Origin of the sequence: Arcobacter siniprincipis (SeqCode), from assembly GCF_048571125.1 — a bacterium.
In the GTDB taxonomy this organism is placed as follows: Bacteria; Campylobacterota; Campylobacteria; order Campylobacterales; family Arcobacteraceae; genus Arcobacter; species Arcobacter siniprincipis.
Genome location: NZ_CP182343.1, coordinates 282,041 through 302,591 on the forward strand (window position 1 = coordinate 282,041; position 20,551 = coordinate 302,591).

The following is a 20,551-nucleotide window of genomic DNA, read 5'->3' on the forward strand; positions in this document are numbered from 1 at the left end:
GTAGAAAGTGAATAAAAGAGTTTTGATATTACATGGTTTGGGAGGAAGTGATTTCCCCCATTGGCAAGCACATTTAGCAAGTGATTTGATAAAAGATAATTATATTGTATCTTTTCCTGCTTTTCCAAGTAGAGATAACCCTGATTTAAGTGAGTGGAAAGAGTTTTTAAAAAAAGAGATTAAACATTTCAAGCCTGATATTGTAGTTTGTCACTCTTTGGCAAATGTACTTTGGTTTTATACTTGTAGTGAACTTGACATAAGTCTTGATAAACTTATGTTAGTAGCCCCTGTTAGTAGAAATAGAATCGTAAAAGAAGCACAAAGTTTTTATCCATATCCTATTGTAAAAGATTTAAAAGCAAAAGAGATAATAATGGCAGCTTCAACAAATGATCCATATATGGAAATAGAAGAAGCAATAAAATTACAAACAGAGTTAAATGTTGGTATGAAAATAATGGAAAATGCAGGACATATAAATGCAGCTTCTGGATTTGGAAAACTTGACTGTGCACTAGATTGGATAAAAAGAGAAGAGACTTGTGAGGAAAATGCTAAATGATTCTTAGTATCGAATCTTCTTGTGATGATAGCTCTATAGCCATAACTGGAATAGATACAAATAGACTTGTTTATCACAAAAAAATATCCCAAGAACTTCAACATAGTGTTTATGGTGGAGTTGTACCTGAACTTGCTGCAAGACTTCATGTGGAAGCTTTACCCAAAATACTTGAAGAGTGCAAAGAATATTTCCCAAAACTAAAAGCAATCGCAGTTACAAATGCCCCAGGACTATCTGTTACACTTATGGAAGGTGTAACTATGGCAAAGGCTTTGGCTATCTCTTTAAATCTTCCTTTAATAGCTGTAAATCATCTAAAAGGACATATTTATTCACTTTTTATTGAAAAAGATTCAATTTTGCCTTTAACTGTGCTTTTAGTTTCTGGTGGACATACGCAAATTATAGAAGTGAACTCTTTAGTTGATATGAAAATCTTAGCTAGTACTATGGATGATAGTTTTGGTGAGAGTTTTGATAAAGTTGCCAAGATGTTAGACTTAGGTTATCCAGGTGGTCCTGTTATTCAAGAACTCTCTTTTAATGGAGATGCTCAAAAGTTTGATTTTCCCGTACCTCTTAGACAAAGTCCTAAAATAGAGTTTTCATATTCAGGTTTAAAAAATGCAGTTAGAGTTGAGATAGAAAAACAAGGAACTTTAAGTGATGAGATAAAAGCAGATATTTGTGCTTCATTTCAAAAAACAGCAGTTGAACATATCATGCAAAAGTTAAAAAAACTCTTTAAACAAAATGCTCCTAAAAACTTCGCAATAGTAGGAGGAGCAAGTGCAAATACTTGCTTAAGAGGTGAAGTTGAAAATCTTTGTGGAAAATATGGAACAACTTTGATGTTAAGTGAACTTAAATATTGTAGTGATAATGCAGCTATGATAGGAAGAGTCGCAGTTGAGCAATATAAAGTGAGTGATTTTATATCTATAAATGAACTTGATGTTCAAACAAGAGTAAAGGTATTTTAGAGGTGACAATATGATATTTGAAATGGGTGCAAAATTAGGTGGCGATAGTTTTGATACAAAAAAAGAAGGTAAGAAAAAAAAGCCATCAAATAAAATAGAGCCAAAAAATTCTCATCAATTGGTATTTACCTATGAAAAAAGAAAAGGTAAACCAGTTACTTTAGTGGGTAGGTTTTATGTAAGTGAAGATGAGAAAAAAGAGGTACTAAAACTTCTAAAGAAAAAGCTTGCCTGCGGTGGAGCTATTAAAGAAGAGTGGATAGAGTTACAAGGTGATGTAAAACAAAAAATAATAGAAATCTTATCAAAAGATGGATGGAAATTTAAAAACAAATAAAGAAGTATGCCATGAAAAAAGTATTTGATGAAGTTGGAACTTTAGATAAAAGATGTTACGAAGAGTTTGGTTTAACAGAAGATATACTAATGGAACATGCTGCATCTAGCATGGCAAGATTTTGTGAAGAGAAGTTTGAAGATGAAAGTACTATTTTTGTTGTCTGTGGTCCTGGAAATAATGGAGCTGATGGGATAGCCTTAGCTAGACTTTTATATAAAAAATTTGATGTAAAGCTTTATCTTCCTTTTGGTGCAAAATCTCAAATGGCACAACTACAGCTAAAAAGAGTAAAACTTTTAGGCATAGAAGAGTTAGATTTTGTGTGTAGTTGTGATGTTGTTGTTGATTGTTTATTTGGAAGTGGTTTAAATAAAGACTTAGATGAGAACTCAATTGAACTTTTGAAAAGAGTAAATTATCTTGATGCTTATAAAATAGCTTGTGATATTCCAAGTGGAATAAACAGTTTGGGACAAATAAATAGTGTGGCTTTTAAAGCTGATACAACTATTACTATGGGTGCTTACAAAAAGTCTTTATTTTCTGATATATCTAAAAACTATGTGGGCGAAATTATTGTCGCTAATTTAGGAGTTCAAAGGGAAGTTTATGAAGCTAAGAGTAATACTTTTTTATTAGAAAAATCTGATATGAAACTTCCTTTTAGAAAAGATAAAAATTCGCATAAAGGAACTTTTGGTCATGTTGGTATTATCATGGGTGAAAAGTGTGGGGCAGGAAGAATAGCTTGTGATGCTGCTTTTAAATTTGGCGCTGGTTTAGTAACTGCTGTTTGCCACAAAGAGTTGAACTTGCCATATCATATTATGCAAAGTCATTTTTTACCTGAAAACTGTACAGCAGTAGCTCTTGGTATGGGACTTGGAAATTATGAAATTGAAGAGATAAGAAGTATTTTAGCTCTTAAAATCCCAAAAGTTATAGATGCTGATTTATTTTATGAAGAGTTACTTCTTGAGTTTTTAAATAAAGAACTTGTTTTAACTCCACATCCAAAAGAGTTTTGTGCACTTTTAAAACTTTGTAATATTGCTGATATTAGTGTAAATACTTTACAACATGATAGATTTAAATATGTAGAGATGTTTACAAAAAAATATGCAAATGTCACTTTACTTTTAAAAGGTGCAAATACGATTATCGCAAAAGCTGAAAAAAGATATATAAATAATCATGGCACACCAAATTTAAGCAAAGGTGGAAGTGGAGATGCTTTATCTGGACTTATAGTTTCACTTTTAGCACAAGGTTATAACTCTTTAGATGCAACAATAACTGCATCTTTGGCACATAGTTTTGCAGCAAGTAATTTTGCTAAAAACTCTTATGCCTTAACTCCACAAGATATTATCGATGAGGTTACAAAATTATGAAAATGTGTATTATTCAAACAACATGTAAAGATATCCAAGAAGCCAAAACTATAGCAAAAATTTTACTTGATAAAAAACTTGCAGCTTGTATACAAATAAGTAGTATTGAGTCTTTATATATTTGGAAAGATGAACTTTGTGAGGATAAAGAGAAGCTTCTTTCAATCAAAACTAAAAAGAAAAACTTTAAAAAAATCCAAAGGGAAATAAAAGAAAATCATAGCTATGATTTGCCTGAAATTATATCTATTGATATAGAAAATGCTAGTAAAGAATATAAAAATTTTATAGGTGAAAGCTGTAAATAAGAAGTGAACTGCTTCACTTTTTAAAGCTTGGAACCGTAAATTATATTGTAAAACAAAATTGAAGGAAAAAAATGAGTGATATTTTAAAAATTGGTAATTATGAATTTAATAGTAGATTAATAGTAGGAAGTGGTAAATATAAAGATTTTCAAACTACAAAAGATGCAACACTAGCAAGTGGAAGTGAACTAATTACTGTGGCTATTAGAAGAGTTAATATTATGAACCCAAATGAAGAGAACTTATTAGATTATTTTAAAGATACAAATGTAAAACTTCTACCAAATAGTGCAGGGTGTTTTACAGCAGATGAAGCAATCACAACTTTTAGACTTATGAGAGAAGCTACTGGAATAGACTTGATTAAACTTGAAGTTATAGGTGATGCACAAAAAACTCTATATCCAGATGTAATAGAGACAATCAAAGCTTGTGAAATCTTAAAAAAAGAGGGTTTTACAATTATGGCATATACAAATGATGACCCAATCATTGCAAAAAGATTAGAAGAAGCAGGGGCTGATGCAATTATGCCATTAGCTGCACCCATAGGAAGCGGTCTAGGGATTCAAAACAGATATAACATAGCATTTATCAAAGATGCAGTAAAAGTTCCTGTAATCGTTGATGCAGGTGTTGGTTGTGCAAGTGATGCAGCCATAGCTATGGAATTAGGAGCTGAAGCTGTTTTAACAAATACTGCAATTGCAGGGGCAAAAGATCCAATAGCAATGGCAGAAGCTATGAAGTATGCAGTACTTGCTGGAAGAATGGGTTATAAAGCGGGAAGAATCCCTAAAAAACCTTATGCAACAGCTAGTTCACCTATTGATGGATTGATTCAATTTTAGGGTCTGAAACTAAAAATTAGCTAAAATTGAGAAATTTGTACACATTTCTCAATTTTACTCTTGACAAATGTTTAAAAACTTAATATAATTCCGTCCACTTTTCGAAAGATTAGTGTTGTTTCGGGGCGTAGCGCAGTCTGGTTAGCGCACCTGGTTTGGGACCAGGGGGCCGGAGGTTCGAATCCTCTCGCCCCGACCATTTTTTAAATTGGTAGGTATAGCTCAGTTGGTTAGAGCATCTGGTTGTGGTTCAGAGGGTCGTGGGTTCGAGCCCCATTACTTACCCCATTTTTATTTTTAAGTGCTTCCTTAGCTCAGCTGGATAGAGCAACGCCCTTCTAAGGCGTAGGCCAATGGTTCGAATCCATTAGGGAGTACCACTTTTAGATTTTTGTTAAATTAACATAAATCTTTTTTTTGTCTTATTTAGACGCTTATGTGCGCGGATGTGGTGAAATTGGTATACACGCCAGACTTAGGATCTGGTGCCGCAAGGTGTGAAGGTTCAAGTCCTTTCATCCGCACCATCTACTTTAAAATAAATTCAATATTTATAAGCTCTTTAATTTTTAAATACTCCCTTGGGACTTTAATCTTAATTTTACTTTATATAATATTTACTTAGCGCGGAATAGAGCAGTCCGGTAGCTCGTCGGGCTCATAACCCGAAGGTCGTAGGTTCAAATCCTGCTTCCGCAACCAAAACAATAATACAAAGATTTAATACCCTAATTTAGATTTTTAAAATTAAATAAAAAATGAAAGGAATACATGTCAATAACGAACATAAAATTAACAGATAAAGTTGAAGTTTTTATTAGATTAATACAAAATAATGAAAACATAAAAGATGCTTGTAGCAAAGCTGGAATAAAAATATCTACTGCTTCAAAATTAAACCCCTCAAAGTAAAAAAATACTAATTCAAATGTAAATTAATTATGTACATTGGTTCAATGATAAATAATCATTAAACTAATAGTATTTAATTACTTTGTTAAAAAATAGTAAAATCTCTTATTTTAAAACTTTTTCATCAAGAAATGAATTCTTAGGAAGTGTAATATTATATTCCAACCCTTCATTATTTTTGCAATTAATTTTTCCATTTAATTGAAAAGAGATAAGAGTTTTAATAAGACTAAATCCAAAACCACTTTCTACTTTATCAATATTTGCACCAATACCATTATCTTTGTAGATAAAATTTATATTTTTATCATCTTTAGAAAAGCAGATACTAATTTTTGGATTAGCTGTTTGTTTAAAAGCATATTTAACACTATTTAATATTAGCTCATTCATCACAAGCCCTATTGGGATTAGACTATTTTGGTTTAATAAGATTTTGTGAATCTTTAAATCATATGAGATATTTAAAGAAGAATAACTATTTTTGATCTCAGATATGATTTTTTCAATATACTTTTTTAACTCAATTTTATTTGGATTTTCTATTTCTAAGAAATTCTCATATAATATAGATATGGATTTGATTCTTTTTATATTTTCATCCAAAATATCTTTATCTTTTTCATTAAGCATTTTGTCCTTATCCATATATAATAAGGCACTTATTATTTGCAAATTATTTTTAATTCTATGTGATAACTCTTTCAATAATACTGTTTTATTTTTTACTTGTATATCTAACTCTTTTGTTCTCTCTTCAACTTTTTTCTCTAAGTTTTTATTTAGTAGAGTTACTTCTTTTTTAGTATTTTCTAAAATAAGGTTCAAGGAAGTATATCTATATGCTAAAGCAATAGAAAAAAGAATAGAGTCTATACTTACTCCAATATCCACTCCTTTAAACAAGTACCAATTATAATCAATCATAGAAGCTGCAATTGAAGCTGTTAAAAAGGCACCAGTACAGCCAAAAATAGTTGCTAAAGTAAAGAATACTGCTTTTTTATTTCCCTTTAAATAAGAGTAAACTCCTAAAAATAACATATAGATACTAAATAATGGAGTAATACAAGAGGCATAAAAAATAGTATATTTATATCCTAAAATAGAAGCAAGAATACATATTCCAATATGCCCAATCAAAATATAATTTGTGTAGGAATTTATTTTAGGAAAGTTATCTTTTAACTCTAAAAATGATTTAGCAAAGAGTAAACTAAAAATCAAGTAGAAAAGGATAGTAAGAGATTGCATCCAGTTTTGAATATTTGGGTAGTCGTAGAATATATATTTAAAAGTATGGCTATCATAACTTAAACTCATCAAAAGATATGATAATAAATATAAAGAGTAATAAAAATATGGCTTATATCTTGCAATAATAAATATTAAAATATTAAAAATAAAAATAGCAAAAACAATACTATAAGTACTTATTACTATCAAATCCATATTCATTATTTTTTTATAAAAGTTCTTTTCACTTAAAATTGAAAAAGGTATTATAAAAGGATCTCTTGTTTTTATTTGTAAATATACAGTTGATTTACCTTTAGAGAAGTTATGGGCTTGATTTAGAAGATTAATCTTCATTGATCTCTCTTTAAAAGGTAATAAGGTACCCAATTTATAAGTTGTCAATCTATTTTGGTTATCATATATATAAATATTAATGGTATCTATCCAAGGTGTATCAAATACAAAATATCTTTTTAATTTATTATTTGTTTCATTTAATGCATCGAATTTAAACCAATAAGTAGAGTCAGTAAAAAACCTAAGAAAAACTTCTTTTTCTTGTTTTGTAAAGCTTTTATTATTTAGCTCTTTTATTTTATTTATAGTATAAGATGAGTCTTTATCTTCAAAATAACTCATCTTTTTACCTTCATAAGTTAAATTTTTATTTGATAAATCAATTTCTGTTGCAAAAACAGAAGAAAAACTAACAAGTAAAATAATTAAATAGTATATTCTCAAAATAAACCTTTCTCGTATTTTATGTGTAATATAATAATAAAATAAGTATTATACTGTTTTAAGTTATGAATATATATTATAAAAAACAGAAGAATAAAGAAAGAGATTAGCGTTTGAATATTATTATTTTAGAAGATGAAGCAATTATGATGATGTTTTTAAAAGACTCCTTAGAGAAAAAAGGACATACTGTAAAAGCTACATTTAATAGTTATTTAGGTTTTTTTGAATTTATTAAAAAAGAAAATATTGATTTAGTTTTTATGGATATTTTAATAAAGGGGTCATTAGATGGCACTCAAATAGCCAAAAGACTAAGAGAAATAAACAAAACCATAAAAATTGTATTTATTACTTCATATAAAGATAGTCAAACCTTACAAATGGCAAAACTATCAAAACCCAATGGATATCTTATTAAGCCCGTATCAAAAGAGGATTTGGAAGCTATCTTGATGGTTTGTGAAACAAATATTGAAGTAGAAGAAAATAATGATTATATAACAATAGCCACTTATAAATATCATATAATAAATAAAACAGTAGAAGAGAATAATGAGTTAATAAAACTTACAAAAAATGAATTAAAATGTTTTGAGTTATTACTTCAAAATAAAAACACCTATATCTCTCCTGAAATCTTAATAAATCACTTATGGAATGTGGAGGCATCTATAAAATTTAATTCCTTAAGAGAACTTGTATATAGAATAAGAAAAAAACTACCAAACTTACATATAGACAATAGTATAAATATAGGCTATATCCTAAAAGATTAATAAAAAAAATTATTTTCTAACGCCATTCTAATTTCCATGTTTTATAATTTATGTATAAAAAGATATATAGGAAATAAGAATGAATCAATCGCTAGAATATAAATCAAGATTTATAAGAAAGATAAGTATGATAGTATCAGCTCTTTTAGCTGGAGTTACTATCTCATATGCTGCTCCTAGCGGAGGAGTAGTTACAAGTGGAACTGCAAATATTTCCCAAAATGGAAATACCACAAATATAAACCAATCCACCCAAAAGGCAACTATCAATTGGCAAAAGTTTGGTATTAAAGCTAATGAAACAGTAAACTTCAAACAACCAAATAGCTCTTCAATTACATTAAATAGAGTAATAGGAAATGAAAAATCTGTTATTAATGGAGCACTTAATGCAAATGGTCAAGTTTGGATATTAAACTCAAATGGAGTTTTATTTGGTAAAAATGCTAGTATTAATACAGCTGGTCTATTAGCAACAACTGCAAAACTCTCTGACAATGATTTTAATATAGGAAACTATAACTTTAAAAACTCTTCTTCAAACTCAGTTATAAACTTAGGAACAATAAATATCTCAAATGAAGCCTATGCAGTTTTAGCTGGAAAAGAAGTAACAAATGAAGGAAGTATAAAAGCAGTAAAAGGAAAGATCCATTTAGTAGGAGCAGATGAATATAGTATTAATCTAAATGGTAATTCTTTATTAAACCTAACAGTAAAAAAAGGAATCTTAGATTCTATTGTAAAAAATAGTGGTTCAATAAAAGCAGATGGTGGAGAGATTTATCTTACAACAAATGCAGTAAATGAATTACTTAAAGGAGTAGTTAATAACACAGGTGTTATTGAAGCTGATTCTTTGAATGGATTAACTGGTAAAGTTGAACTATTTGCCCATGGTGGGGAAGCACAAGTTGGTGGTACTATAAGTGCTACTGATGGGTTTGTGGAAACTTCTGGAAAAGATTTTACTATAGATAAAAATACAAATATCAAAGCTAAAACTTGGTTAATAGACCCAACAAACTTAACAGTAAGTGATGCAACAGCTTATGAAACAGCTTTACAAAATGGAACAGATACTTCAATTCAAACAGATAATGCAACAGGAAGTGATGAAGGAAATATTTATATCAATGATACTATTACTTGGAATACCACTGCAAAACTAACTCTTAATGCATACAATGATATTTTTATCAATTCAAATATTAATGCCAAAAGTGATGGAAAACTTGCTCTTTATTATGGGCAAGGTTCAAATGATGGAGGAAATTCTGATTATCATATCAATGCACCTGTTAATCTAAGTGCTGGAGATAATTTCTTTACAAAAAAAGGAAGCGCTGGAAGTGAGATTACTTGGAAAGTTATCACTGACCTTGGAAGTGCAGGTTCAACAACAGGAACTGATTTACAAGGAATGCAAGGAAATTTATCAGGTCATTATGTATTAGGAAGTAATATTGATGCTAGTGATACAAAAAATTGGGATAGCGGAAAAGGATTTAATCCTATTGGAAATGGTTCAAACAGATTTACAGGAAGCTTTGATGGTCTAGGTCATACTATTGATTCTTTATATATAAATAGATCTTCTCAAGATGGTGTAGGTCTATTTGGATATACACGAAATTCAACTATTCAAAATGTAGGATTAACAAATATAAATATTACAGGAACAGATTATGTAGGAGGATTGGTTGGATATAATTATAATTTTGAGGGAACTTCAACTATCTCTAACTCTTATGCCTCTGGTTCTGTTAAAGGAAGATATAGTATAGGAGGATTGCTTGGAAATAATTATAATATTGATGGAAATTCAACTATCTCTAACTCTTATGCCTCTGGTTCTGTTAAAGGAAATTATTATGTAGGAGGATTGGTTGGAGAGAATGATTCTACAAATAGCAATTCAACTGTTGAAAACTCTTATGCCTCTGGTTCTGTTTCTTCTGAAAGTGGAAATTATGTAGGAGGATTGGTTGGAAAGAATCATAAATCAAATATCTCTAACTCTTATGCCTCTGGTTCTGTTTCTTCTGAAAGTGGAAATTATGTAGGAGGATTAGTTGGAAAAAACTCTTCTTATTCCACAATTACAAATTCATTTTATAATAAAGAAACATCTAGTCAAATAAATGGTATAGGAGAGGATGAAAACAATCAAACTGTAACAGGTTTGACAACTGCTCAAATGCAAGATATAAATACCTTTAAAGATGCTGGATGGGATATAAAACTTGATGAAACTCTTCCTAAAAACAATTACCCAATACTCGTAACAAAAGATGGTGTAACTACTTGGGTAATAGGAAAATATGTTTCAACACCAAACAACACCAATACGAATGCAAATACCAATAATACTAATATACAAAAAATAATAACAACAATAGATAATAAAACTAGTACTCAATATAATCTACCAAAAAAAGTTGCTTTTAAAAATAGTAGTTTAACTACTACAACAGCAAATAAAAGCAATAATTTCATAGCTTCAGCAGTAGAAACAAACACAAATAAAAAATTAGCATCTTTGTCTGAGATTCAAGAACAAACAGGTTCTTCTGAGGTTAGAATTCCTCTTAGTGAAAATTCTATTATCACATTAGTGAATAATGCTGTTAATTTACCTTCTGGAGTAGAAGAACAATTTTATATCAATGATAATAAGAAATAAGGAAAATAAATGAAATTTTTAACTAAACTAATAACATTATCACTAATAACAACAAGTTCACTTCTAGCAGCAACACCAAATATAGGAGATGCAGTAAAACAAATAAAAGTTCCAAAAGAAGTAAAACAAAAAAAGACTCCTTTAGTGCAAATTGGTGGAGTAAAAAAATATGCTCCTGTTATGAAAGATGATAAAAGTGGTAAAACTATATTTGTAAAGGGGTTTGACTTTCATGGAAACAAAGTTGTTAGTTTTAGAAAACTACATCAGTTAACAGATAAGTATAAAGGAAAGAATCTAAACTTTAATCAACTACAAGAAGTAACAAGCATAATCACAAAATATTATAGAAGTAGAAACTACTTTGTAGCAAGGGCATATTTACCTGTACAAGATATAAATAAAAACAATGGAATTATTAAAATTTCTATTATTGAGGGTAATTATGGAAAGTTTAATTTAAAAAACAACTCTTTAGTTAAAAATAGTATTGTTCAAGGTATGTTAGATGATGCTAAAAGAGATAATATAGTTTCTACTAATACTTTAGAGAGAGCAATGTTAATCATCAATGATACCCCGGGTGTAAAAGTAACAAGTGCTGATGTTATGCCAGGAGCTGATGTAGGAACTTCTGATTTCTCTATTACAACAGAAAAAACAAAAAGATTTGATGGATATATTTTAGCTGATAATTATGGAAGTAGATATACAGGTAAAAATAGAGTTATGGCTGGGGTTAATATTAACTCTCCTTTTAAAATAGGAGATAAAATCTCATTAAGTGGTCTTTTAAGTAATAAGAGTGATTTAAAAAATGGTAGATTAGCTTATTCAGCTCCTTTGATGTCAAATGGATTAAGAGGAGAACTAAGTTATTCTAAAACAACTTATGCCTTAGGAGATAAATATTCAAATCTTGATGCAAAGGGTAACTCTACATCTTTAGATGCTACATTAACTTATCCAATTATAAGAACAAGATTGGAGAATTTAAATGCTTCATTAAATATTGCTAAAAAAGATTTAAAAGATGAGATTAATGTTCAAGATGATACTACTAAAAAAGATGTTAAATCTTTAAGATTAGGATTAGACTATGACAAGAGTTATTTAGCCTTTAATCTTCCATCATCTTCTAAAGTTAGTTTTAATTATACCTATGGGAAGTTAAGCTTTGATGATGCTAGTAAAGAAGCTGATGATGAAGCAGGAGCTAATACAAATGGTAATTATTCTAAGATTAATATAGATTTATCACATAGTATTAATTTTACTGAAAAACTTTCATTAGATACTTCATTAAACTTACAATATGCCCTTTCACATAAAAACCTAGATGGAAGTGAAGATTTATCTATTGGGGGAGCTTATGGGGTTAAATTATATCCAGATAGTGAAGTTAGTGCTGAGAATGGATATATATTTAATATAGAAGGAAAATATAGATTGCCTGATATAAACTCACTAACAAACACTGTTGGAATCTTTTATGATAGGGGAAGAGCATTTATGGCAAATAATAATGTAGGCTTTGAAGCTAAATCTTTACAAGATGTTGGTGTTGGATATTATGCTTCATATAAAGACTTCTTTGGTCAAGTTCAAGTTGCTTGGAATGTAAATAGTGCTCCTGTTACTAGTGAACCTGATAGAAATAGTAGAGTTCTTTTTCAAGGTGGGTGGGTCTTTTAAACCCCCTGCCTTTGCTTAGAAGAGGTTTATTTAATAAACTTCTTTTGTATCTCTTCCTCATTTAGTTCTATATTCTCTTCATTTAAAAAACCATAATAATAAGTATCATTTTTATCACTTATTTCGATTATTAGAATATTTTCATCCGAGTGATTTTTTACAAATTTTTCTATTGCTTCTATTGCTGAGTCTTTCCAATATCTTTCTATCTCATCATTATTTCCTGCATCAAAGAATAAGCAATCTTCACACATTGAAAATAAATAATTTCCTGCCCCTTCGTATATTTCAAAAGAGTTATTATCATTATCAAGTTTTTCATTTGTAAAAGGGCAATATAAACTAAACTTTTTGTTTTCATTTGATTTTAATACTATTTTATTCATAAAATATCCTTTATTTTTGATTTTTGAATTATACTATTTGATTCTTTTATTTATATCAAATGGACTTGTTTATTAATTATACAGACTATGATAACAGAAAATAAAAGAAATTTTGAAATTTACTGTATAGCCTTTATCATGGGTATTAGCTATACAAATAATTTTCTTAATAGAACCCCGTCTTATTGTAGCTTAACCTAGTTTTTGTTAATTTGTTAAAGTAGGTGAAAATTATTTTTAAAAGGAGCTAGTTATTAGTTTGGAAAAAAAGAAAAAACTCACAATAAAAAATGTATATAAGGTTTTTGGAGAGAAACCGAAAAAAGCTTTAGAAATGCTCAAAAATGGTCTTTCAAAAGAAGAGATTTTTGAAAAAACAAATATGACTATTGGTGTTCAAAATGCAAGTTTTGAAATCAATGAAGGTGAAATATTTGTAATCATGGGACTATCAGGTTCTGGAAAATCAACACTAGTAAGACTGCTAAATAGACTAATAGAGCCAACTTCTGGGCAAATAATTATCGATGAAACCGATATTACAAATTTAGATGACAAAGAGTTGATTGATATTAGAAGAAAAAAAATATCAATGGTATTTCAATCTTTTGCACTAATGCCACATATGAACATTATAGATAATGCGTCATTTGGTCTTGAGCTAAGTGGAATTAGTAAAGAAGATAGATATAAAAAAGCACAAGCTGCACTAGATCAAGTTGGATTATCACATCATACTTTATCTTATCCAGATGAGTTAAGTGGTGGTATGCAACAAAGAGTGGGATTGGCAAGAGCTTTAGCAAATGATCCAGATATTATGCTAATGGATGAAGCTTTTTCAGCCCTTGACCCACTTATAAGAACTGAGATGCAAGATGAACTTCTAACGCTACAAAGTGAACACCAAAGAACGATTGTATTTATTTCCCATGATTTAGATGAAGCAATTAGAATCGGTGATAGAATTGCAATCATGCAAAATGGGGAGATATCTCAAGTGGGAACACCTGAAGAGATTATTAATAACCCTGCAAATGATTATGTAAAATCATTTTTTAAAGGCGTTGATGTGACGACAGTATTAACTGCATCACATATTGCTAAAAAAAGTTATCCTACAATTATAAAAAAAGATGGTTTTGGAATCAATTCAGCAATTCAGTATATAAATGATTATGATGTAGATTTTGCATATTATCTTACAAAAGATAATAAGTACTTAGGTGTACTTAGTCTTGATGCTTTAAAAGAGCAGAAAAAAATAGATGGAAATATTGATGACTCTTTGATAAAACAAGAAGTTGTAAATGAAAATGACTCTAATCTTTTATTTGCTACAAAATACTAAAGAAGGCAACCATACTTTCATCATTTATTGGTTTTCTTAGTATACTGTGACACGAATTGTGTCACGCGATTACAACTCACTTATTACGCAAACCCTATACCGCTTCCATTATAATTAATAGAATACAATAATTTATATCAGTTATAAAAAAAGGCATGACTTCGGTTGTGCCTTTTTTTATGCTTGATAAATAGTGTAACTTAACTATTTGTTATCATAAAAATAATATAATCACGATACCAAAGGAAAAAAGATGTCAGAAAAAAGAGTATTAGAAACTATTGAAATAGAGAGTGGCTTTGAGGTGGATTGTATATTACCAGAGTTTTACTCTATAGAAGAGTTTAAACAAACTATTAAAAATGAGCTGTTTAAAGTTTATGATACTATTGATGTAATCAAAAAAGATTTGATAATTATTGAAGTCATTATTGATGTTGAACCTATTATTTACTTTTTTACAAAGTATACTGTTAAAGAAAGATATTTAGGAGATAAAGGGAATTTTTTCAGATTTAAAGCAGGAATAGCAAAAGAAAATATTATTGGTTCGCTAAGAAAAAAAGAAGTACAAGGCAATATTGTAAAAAAAGTTTGTGAAGAACTTTCCTTGACTCCAAAACAGTTAGCTGAGGAAATAGGAATAAAAGAACAAAGCTTACGAAATATGAATTCTAATGGTAGAATTACTGAACAAGTAGAAAAATCAATTAACCTTTTAATAAAAAACCACAATTTGAAAACTGAGTTAAAGAATTATCATATACTTAAAGAAGCCCTAAAAAATCTTACTAAAGAAGTATGACGGTTTTAAACCGATGTACTTTTTTAGTATAAACAAATAAATATCTATAATAATTAATTACAATATTCTTGACAAATATAATTTTTTAGTATATCATTCTTTTAAATTTATACTTTAAAAGGATAAAAAAATGGAAAATATACTTGAATTTACAGATGGTCAAATAACAGTTTCGACATTAATTATCGCAAAAAATGTTGATAGGCAACATAAAAATATAATAGAATTGATAAGAGATAATATTTATGATTTTAAAGAATTTGGTAGACTAGATTTAAAATCCGAGCTATCAAGAGGGCAAAAAGGTTATGCTACATATTATAAGTTAAATGAACAACAATATAGTTTACTTATGACTTATTTTAGAAATAATCCAAAAGTTAAAGAATTTAAAAAAAATATGGTAAAAGCATTTTTTTTAATGAAAAATCAACTGGAAACTTTGCATAAAGGCAAAGACCTACAAAAAGTAATATCAGGTCTTAAAAGTGGTATGAGTAGAAAAGATAAGAAAATCCAAAGATTAGAAGACGAACTAGAGCAGTTAAAAATAGAACATAAAAAAATGTTAGCCTTACCAAATTTCACTAAGGATGAAAAGCTAGAAATCATTATGAAAAAAGCAGATGATTTGTTAAAGCAAAACTATGATAGTGGTTATTATGGATTTCTTCAAAATAATTTAAAATTTTATAAAGAGTATATTGAAGTTTTAAAATCAGGTGGAAGTGCTTTAGAAAAATTCGCAGTCAATCAAATAGAAGAAGAGCGAAGAAAAAGAAATGAAGCAAGAGATAAAGAAGTAACTGTAACTATGAAATATAATAACTTAGTTGATAGAATACAAGGCTTTATTGAAGCTTCAAATAAAATCACACTTTTAAAGAAGATATAGACAAGGTGGGTCAATAAAGACCCTTGCCTAATAAAAAGAATCTCGAATCTTCTTAGTTAGAGCCACTTGCCCTTTCCCTGTTATTTTTGTAGTAACAGTTATTCTCGTAGAGCCATCTGGATTATTAATTGTTCTTTCAATAACTTCAAAATAGCCATTATCAATATGTTGTTGTAAAGGCTGATTAAATCTAGTTCCAGAAGATATTAAATACTTATTATGTCTTAACCATTTAAATAGTTTATTTTGACCTATTTTAAAATCATCAGAACTTATTGCTTTAGCAAACTCTCCTATTAAAATAGATGTATAGCTTTGAGAAACACTATCTGCAAATAAGACTTTTGGCTCATTCTTCTCAACTTTGTGTTCTAATATAACGACTTTGTTTTGTAGATTATCAATCATTTTTGCATTTTCTAAAAGTAATTGTTCTACTGTTAAAGGTTTATTAGCTTCTTTTTCTACTTCAATAAAGTATCTTCTTACTTGCTTACCTTTAGGAGTATTTGAAACCATACATAACTCTTTTGCCATATCCATAGTTACTATGTAGTCTATTTTGGGGTTACTACCATTCTCCCCATTTTTGAGGAGTATATAATCTTCACTTTCAACAAAGTCATATTTATCTATTGCTCTTTTAATCCATGTGTTGTAATCTGTACTTATTCCCAAATACTCATATAACTCTCTACTATTAACAGAATTTAACTCTTCTGTACCAATATCTGTTTTAAGAATTTTGATTAATTCTTTTTTCTCTACTACACTCATGAATTTCCTTTACATTAAATCGTGTGAATTCACACTGTTAAGCTTTTAAAAAGCTTCGACATATCCTTTGAATTTCAATTTTTTTTTATTTATATTTAGCACATTTAAATTATTATATTAAAAAAATATTTTAAATACTATTTTTATTGCAATTTGTAATATCTACTTTTAGAAGTTTTAAATTACATAATATTTATTCTTTCACCAAAGACTTAACTCTCTCTAACTTCTCTTTACAACTATTCGCAACTTCCCAAACATCAGTTAATAATGTAGCAGTATCACTTTGCATGGCATAGTTTTCTTTTTTATTTGGCAAGTCTTTACAATCTAATAGTTCACCTGGTATTGTTTGTTTGACATAGATAGTTTTAGTTACTGTTTTTGTTGTTTGAATTTGTTTGGTCCCACAACCTGTTAATAGTATCAATAAGGATAGGGGCAGTAGGTGCATCATCATTTTTTTTAACATGGGTTATTTCTCCTTTTATTTTTTCATATATTATTGCATCGTTTAACTCTTTTTTATGTTGTTCACTAAGAGCTGTTAAACTTTTCTCCTGATCTAGTTTATATTTATCAAATTCTTTTTGATTTTCTTCATTAGTTAGAATTGTTTTATTTAGTTCTGTTCCTGTAAATGTTAAAGCATCTTGAAACTCTAATATTGTTTTATCTTTTTGTTCTATCTTATAATCCATATAATAAAATCCACTACCAATAGCAGCTATAAAAACAACTATTGCTAAATATAGATATATAGAAGAACCACTAAAAAATCCTACAGCACTTTTGACTATTGTTCCCCACATCTTCACTCCTTACCAAAATATATATTTACCATCTGAAAAGAGTTTATATTTTTGTCCGTATTTATAAACCTTTTCAGAATACTCATAGTTAATGTCACATGCGTTTATCTTTTGACCATTATTAAAAGTGATAGTTTTTCTTTTACAGTACTTTTTTGCTATATCATGTGGTATTTCTCTTATACCTAATTCATTTCTTGCCCTTGTAATCTCTTTGTTTACTAGACTTCCACCATTATAAACTTGGTATGCAACCCAAAGGTGCGAACTATATGCTTGTTTTTTAGCATCTTTCATAATATAGGCTTGGGCTAGAAGCTGATTTTTTATTGAACTTATATTGTCAATACCTTTTTTGGATAAAAAGCCTTGCCACCATCTATAAGTAATTTGAGCAACTCCTTGACTTCCTACTCCATCACGACTGATAACATCACGACAATTGCTCTCTTGTCTAAGTTGACCTACTGCATACCAATATGGGTAATCAAGCCCAAAAACTTTGTAGTGGGCTCTTCTTACTTCTTGAACATAACTATTGCATCTATCCGCCGAAGCAGTAACACAAAGGAATAACAATATATAAAGCAATCCTCGCATAATAAGCTCCTGTTTGTTCTACTAAGGGTTTATCCCAATCTATCTTTGTAAAAAAAGCTTTTCCCATGTAGTGTGCATGAAGTCCACCCCAACTTGCTAATAACATTTTTAATATAACTAGCTGAATTGGATTAGGAAATGAGTTATAAATCCCTTCCATAAAAATTGTCATTGTTATTACAAAAATAATTAAGTCAAATAAAACTCTAGTTATGTTTTTAACTGTACAGCCATTAAGTCCACATGAGATATATTTCATTTTTTATCCTTTAGTCAATTAACTTATAAAATTTCTCAATAAACTTTCTTATCTTATGGGTAAGTTTGTTTATTAAATCAGGTTTTTCAATCTCTTCGCCACTATAAATACTTATTGCATTTAGTAAAATACTTATTGTTTCAGCTATTATCAAAAGCTTTATAATAGTACTTACATATCCACCAAATACATCAAATAACTTTATTCCAATGAACATAAAAGAAATAGATATAGGGATGATTAAGATAACTACCTTAGCAACTATTCCACTTATCATTACTTTGTATTGAAAGGTTTTGAACTTAATAGACTTGATAAGTCCTAAACTATAGTCTATAGCTATTAAGACACATAATATAGTGACCATTTCAACATCAAGTTTTAAATAAGCTAATAACCACATAAATGGAACATACGCTGAGTTACTAGCTATTAATTTTGTCTCCATCATCCTCATACTCCCCAATCAATATCATCAATCAAAGTTCCATTACTCTCAGCATTATTGCTTATGTCTCTGATATTATCTATCCAAGCATAATCATTTGCAAAAGCACTATCCATTCTAGGATTGTTAAGTTGCCAAAAGATTGGATATTTTGCTTCAATAATTTCTCTTGCTTTTTCTTTTATTGCAGATACTCTCATTTTTTCTTTTAAGTCTGTATCTTCTACCCATGTATTAGATTGAGCATCCCATTTATCAAACTCTTTTGGTGTAAGAAGAGTAAATCCCTCTTTAATGTCGCCAATATAATCTACTAATGAGATAGATTTATCAGCAGTTGAATAGACAGTTTTATTTCTATAGTCTTTTTTGGCTAACCATTTATTATTATTCTTATCAAAAATAGCTACTTCATCATTTAATAAATTACAAAGTTCTATCTCTGTTGAGTTATCAGGTAAATCAAAAAGGTCACTATCTTTTAATTTAAATTCATCAACTTTATTGAGATATTCAAAAGTATCTACATCATATATATATCTTGTTTTTGGAAGTGGTATTTGTTTCCATTCATCATTTACTAATACTAACTTTGTATCTTCAATTAATATTGGCAATGGTTTTGTTGTTTTATTTGGTAAATCATTACCCAAAAATTTTAAATCTAGTTTTTCAGTATAAAGATATTCTTTAGTGACTGCATCTACTGTATGTACATTTGTTTTCATAATTATTTTCCTTTACTTAGCTACTATTAGAGGTAAAGCCCCTATACTTCGAACTGTGTTATATGTGTTTCCTGTGTTATTAATTGAAAGAGTATGACTATGATTCCCTGTAGTACTAGTATTAGAATTAATATCATTTTCATATCCACCATTACCAGAACCAGTATTTCCAGTATAAGCTTTATGTGTATAATTATGACTATGATTCCCAGTTGTATTAGTACTACCACTATGATTATGACTTTTAATACCATCAGGATGATAAACCCCAGCATTTGTATCACCTATTAAGGTAGCATCAATCAAATTCATAAGTCTAAATGTTGTACTTCCATTACCAGTACTAAAATAACCACACATACCATTTGCATTTTCTGTTTGCCAATCTGTATCACTTTTTAATAGTGTTGTTTGAGTTTGAATAAAAGCCCATAAATCAGGATAATCAGTTCTATTAAAAGTACCACCACTTTGTATAAGTTGGTTAGGTCTTGGAGATTCTAAAACTTCCAATGATTGTGTACCTATGGGGATTGCTTTTGAGATAGATTCAGTTAAATCTTTTTTTAATGTTGCTATCGCTCCACTAGTTTGATTTAAATTATAGGCTAAGGAATCATTTAATACTTCATTCAATGCTTCATTCAATGCTTCATTCAAACTATCTATCTTATTACTAGAATAAGTAGTAGTACCACTAGCTGTAGTATCATTAATAGAACCCTCAGGCATACTTGCCATTGTGGTTGTTATTATTTCTTTTGATTCTAAAACATACTGTTTATTTTCTGCTACTTGTAGTGCACTATTATTTATCTCTGTTGCTACTGTATTTGCTTGGGTCCTAAAAGTATTTAGGTTTAAAACTATACTTCTTAGTTTCCCCCAAACATATCCTGCATTTGATCTAAAGATTTCAGGGTCCTGCCCTTCAACAGGAATTTTAACAGGGTCTAATTCTGTTATGGTTTCTGTTATTTGTGATGCTGCCATT

The 20,551-nt window shown here is 29.1% G+C and carries 23 protein-coding genes and 5 tRNA genes; 18 read left to right on the top strand and 10 right to left on the bottom strand.

Translation table 11 applies throughout. From position 1 onward, the window contains the following. Positions 1–7 precede the first annotated feature (7 nt). The 12 genes from ACNI3D_RS01460 to ACNI3D_RS01515 all read left to right on the top strand — a co-directional run bounded on the left by ACNI3D_RS01460 (position 8) and on the right by ACNI3D_RS01515 (position 5,356). The gene (locus ACNI3D_RS01460) at positions 8–565 is read left to right on the top strand and encodes an RBBP9/YdeN family alpha/beta hydrolase (protein ID WP_419768021.1); all 558 of its coding nucleotides are present in this window, start codon (positions 8–10) and stop codon (positions 563–565) included. After that, positions 562–1,551, top strand: coding sequence for a tRNA (adenosine(37)-N6)-threonylcarbamoyltransferase complex transferase subunit TsaD (gene tsaD, locus ACNI3D_RS01465; RefSeq protein ID WP_419768022.1), 990 nt, complete (start codon positions 562–564; stop codon positions 1,549–1,551). Before ACNI3D_RS01460 ends, tsaD begins: the two co-directional genes overlap by 4 nt. 10 nt (positions 1,552–1,561) lie before the next feature. Then, positions 1,562–1,888 carry a translation initiation factor SUI1 gene (locus tag ACNI3D_RS01470; RefSeq protein WP_375722564.1) on the top strand — a complete coding sequence of 109 codons (327 nt, stop codon included), beginning with the start codon at positions 1,562–1,564 and terminating at the stop codon, positions 1,886–1,888. A gap of 11 nt (positions 1,889–1,899) precedes the next feature. Continuing rightward, the gene (locus tag ACNI3D_RS01475; RefSeq protein ID WP_419768023.1) at positions 1,900–3,285 is read left to right on the top strand and encodes an NAD(P)H-hydrate dehydratase; all 1,386 of its coding nucleotides are present in this window, start codon (positions 1,900–1,902) and stop codon (positions 3,283–3,285) included. Next, positions 3,282–3,593, top strand: a complete 312-nt coding sequence (cutA, locus tag ACNI3D_RS01480) for a divalent-cation tolerance protein CutA (protein ID WP_419768024.1) — start codon at positions 3,282–3,284, stop codon at positions 3,591–3,593. Before ACNI3D_RS01475 ends, cutA begins: the two co-directional genes overlap by 4 nt. A 71-nt stretch (positions 3,594–3,664) precedes the next feature. Next, the gene (locus ACNI3D_RS01485; RefSeq protein WP_375722567.1) at positions 3,665–4,444 is read left to right on the top strand and encodes a thiazole synthase; all 780 of its coding nucleotides are present in this window, start codon (positions 3,665–3,667) and stop codon (positions 4,442–4,444) included. Between the two features lie 121 nt (positions 4,445–4,565). After that, positions 4,566–4,643, top strand: a tRNA-Pro gene (locus ACNI3D_RS01490). Between the two features lie 12 nt (positions 4,644–4,655). Then, positions 4,656–4,732: transfer RNA gene (locus ACNI3D_RS01495), tRNA-His, on the top strand. A 15-nt stretch (positions 4,733–4,747) separates the two neighbouring features. Next, a tRNA-Arg gene (locus ACNI3D_RS01500) sits at positions 4,748–4,824 on the top strand. A gap of 62 nt (positions 4,825–4,886) precedes the next feature. Then, a tRNA-Leu gene (locus tag ACNI3D_RS01505) sits at positions 4,887–4,971 on the top strand. A gap of 98 nt (positions 4,972–5,069) precedes the next feature. Next, positions 5,070–5,146, top strand: a tRNA-Met gene (locus ACNI3D_RS01510). Positions 5,147–5,215: 69 nt separating this feature from the next. After that, on the top strand, positions 5,216–5,356 hold the full coding sequence (locus ACNI3D_RS01515) for a hypothetical protein (RefSeq protein ID WP_164969762.1): 141 nt from the start codon (positions 5,216–5,218) through the stop codon (positions 5,354–5,356). A gap of 105 nt (positions 5,357–5,461) precedes the next feature. Here ACNI3D_RS01515 and ACNI3D_RS01520 read toward each other — a convergent pair whose 3' ends face one another. Next, positions 5,462–7,336: a 7TM diverse intracellular signaling domain-containing protein gene (locus ACNI3D_RS01520; protein ID WP_419768025.1), complete on the bottom strand. Its 1,875-nt coding sequence runs from the start codon at positions 7,334–7,336 to the stop codon at positions 5,462–5,464. Positions 7,337–7,449: 113 nt separating this feature from the next. Here ACNI3D_RS01520 and ACNI3D_RS01525 point away from each other — a divergent pair, with 113 nt between their 5' ends. The 3 genes from ACNI3D_RS01525 (at position 7,450) to ACNI3D_RS01535 (ending at position 12,496) form a co-directional block, all read left to right on the top strand. Further along, the gene (locus ACNI3D_RS01525) at positions 7,450–8,115 is read left to right on the top strand and encodes a response regulator (RefSeq protein WP_419768026.1); all 666 of its coding nucleotides are present in this window, start codon (positions 7,450–7,452) and stop codon (positions 8,113–8,115) included. Positions 8,116–8,194: 79 nt separating this feature from the next. Beyond that, positions 8,195–10,801, top strand: a complete 2,607-nt coding sequence (locus ACNI3D_RS01530) for a two-partner secretion domain-containing protein (protein WP_419768027.1) — start codon at positions 8,195–8,197, stop codon at positions 10,799–10,801. A gap of 9 nt (positions 10,802–10,810) precedes the next feature. Further along, positions 10,811–12,496 (top strand): ShlB/FhaC/HecB family hemolysin secretion/activation protein, encoded by a 1,686-nt coding sequence (locus ACNI3D_RS01535; RefSeq protein WP_419768028.1) that lies wholly within the window; start codon positions 10,811–10,813, stop codon positions 12,494–12,496. A gap of 26 nt (positions 12,497–12,522) precedes the next feature. On the opposite strand, the gene ACNI3D_RS01540 is transcribed toward ACNI3D_RS01535, so the two are convergent. Beyond that, positions 12,523–12,882: a hypothetical protein gene (locus tag ACNI3D_RS01540; RefSeq protein WP_419768029.1), complete on the bottom strand. Its 360-nt coding sequence runs from the start codon at positions 12,880–12,882 to the stop codon at positions 12,523–12,525. A 259-nt stretch (positions 12,883–13,141) separates the two neighbouring features. Here ACNI3D_RS01540 and proV point away from each other — a divergent pair, with 259 nt between their 5' ends. The 3 genes from proV (at position 13,142) to ACNI3D_RS01555 (ending at position 15,933) form a co-directional block, all read left to right on the top strand. Continuing rightward, positions 13,142–14,233, top strand: a complete 1,092-nt coding sequence (gene proV / locus ACNI3D_RS01545; RefSeq protein ID WP_419768030.1) for a glycine betaine/L-proline ABC transporter ATP-binding protein ProV — start codon at positions 13,142–13,144, stop codon at positions 14,231–14,233. Positions 14,234–14,486: 253 nt separating this feature from the next. After that, complete coding sequence (locus tag ACNI3D_RS01550) at positions 14,487–15,038, top strand: hypothetical protein (protein ID WP_419767228.1); 552 nt, start codon at positions 14,487–14,489, stop codon at positions 15,036–15,038. A gap of 130 nt (positions 15,039–15,168) precedes the next feature. After that, positions 15,169–15,933, top strand: coding sequence for a Rha family transcriptional regulator (locus ACNI3D_RS01555; protein ID WP_419767229.1), 765 nt, complete (start codon positions 15,169–15,171; stop codon positions 15,931–15,933). Positions 15,934–15,960: 27 nt separating this feature from the next. On the opposite strand, the gene ACNI3D_RS01560 is transcribed toward ACNI3D_RS01555, so the two are convergent. The 8 genes from ACNI3D_RS01560 to ACNI3D_RS01595 all read right to left on the bottom strand — a co-directional run bounded on the left by ACNI3D_RS01560 (position 15,961) and on the right by ACNI3D_RS01595 (position 20,550). Continuing rightward, positions 15,961–16,710 (bottom strand): phage antirepressor KilAC domain-containing protein, encoded by a 750-nt coding sequence (locus ACNI3D_RS01560; RefSeq protein ID WP_419767230.1) that lies wholly within the window; start codon positions 16,708–16,710, stop codon positions 15,961–15,963. A 193-nt stretch (positions 16,711–16,903) separates the two neighbouring features. Beyond that, entirely contained in the window at positions 16,904–17,140 is a 237-nt protein-coding gene (locus ACNI3D_RS01565) for a hypothetical protein (RefSeq protein ID WP_419767231.1), read from the bottom strand. Next, positions 17,082–17,522, bottom strand: a complete 441-nt coding sequence (locus ACNI3D_RS01570; RefSeq protein WP_419767232.1) for a hypothetical protein — start codon at positions 17,520–17,522, stop codon at positions 17,082–17,084. Before ACNI3D_RS01570 ends, ACNI3D_RS01565 begins: the two co-directional genes overlap by 59 nt. Before the next feature lie 9 nt (positions 17,523–17,531). Continuing rightward, complete coding sequence (locus ACNI3D_RS01575) at positions 17,532–18,101, bottom strand: hypothetical protein (RefSeq protein ID WP_419767233.1); 570 nt, start codon at positions 18,099–18,101, stop codon at positions 17,532–17,534. After that, positions 18,067–18,381 (bottom strand): hypothetical protein, encoded by a 315-nt coding sequence (locus ACNI3D_RS01580; RefSeq protein WP_419767234.1) that lies wholly within the window; start codon positions 18,379–18,381, stop codon positions 18,067–18,069. The genes ACNI3D_RS01575 and ACNI3D_RS01580 overlap by 35 nt, the downstream gene beginning before the upstream one ends. 10 nt (positions 18,382–18,391) lie before the next feature. Next, positions 18,392–18,829, bottom strand: a complete 438-nt coding sequence (locus tag ACNI3D_RS01585) for a phage holin family protein (protein ID WP_419767235.1) — start codon at positions 18,827–18,829, stop codon at positions 18,392–18,394. A gap of 5 nt (positions 18,830–18,834) precedes the next feature. Beyond that, a complete protein-coding gene (locus ACNI3D_RS01590) occupies positions 18,835–19,557 on the bottom strand; it encodes a hypothetical protein (protein WP_419767236.1) in 723 nt (240 codons plus the stop codon). Positions 19,558–19,569: 12 nt separating this feature from the next. Continuing rightward, positions 19,570–20,550, bottom strand: coding sequence for a hypothetical protein (locus ACNI3D_RS01595; RefSeq protein WP_419767237.1), 981 nt, complete (start codon positions 20,548–20,550; stop codon positions 19,570–19,572). Between the last annotated feature and the right edge of the window lies 1 nt (position 20,551).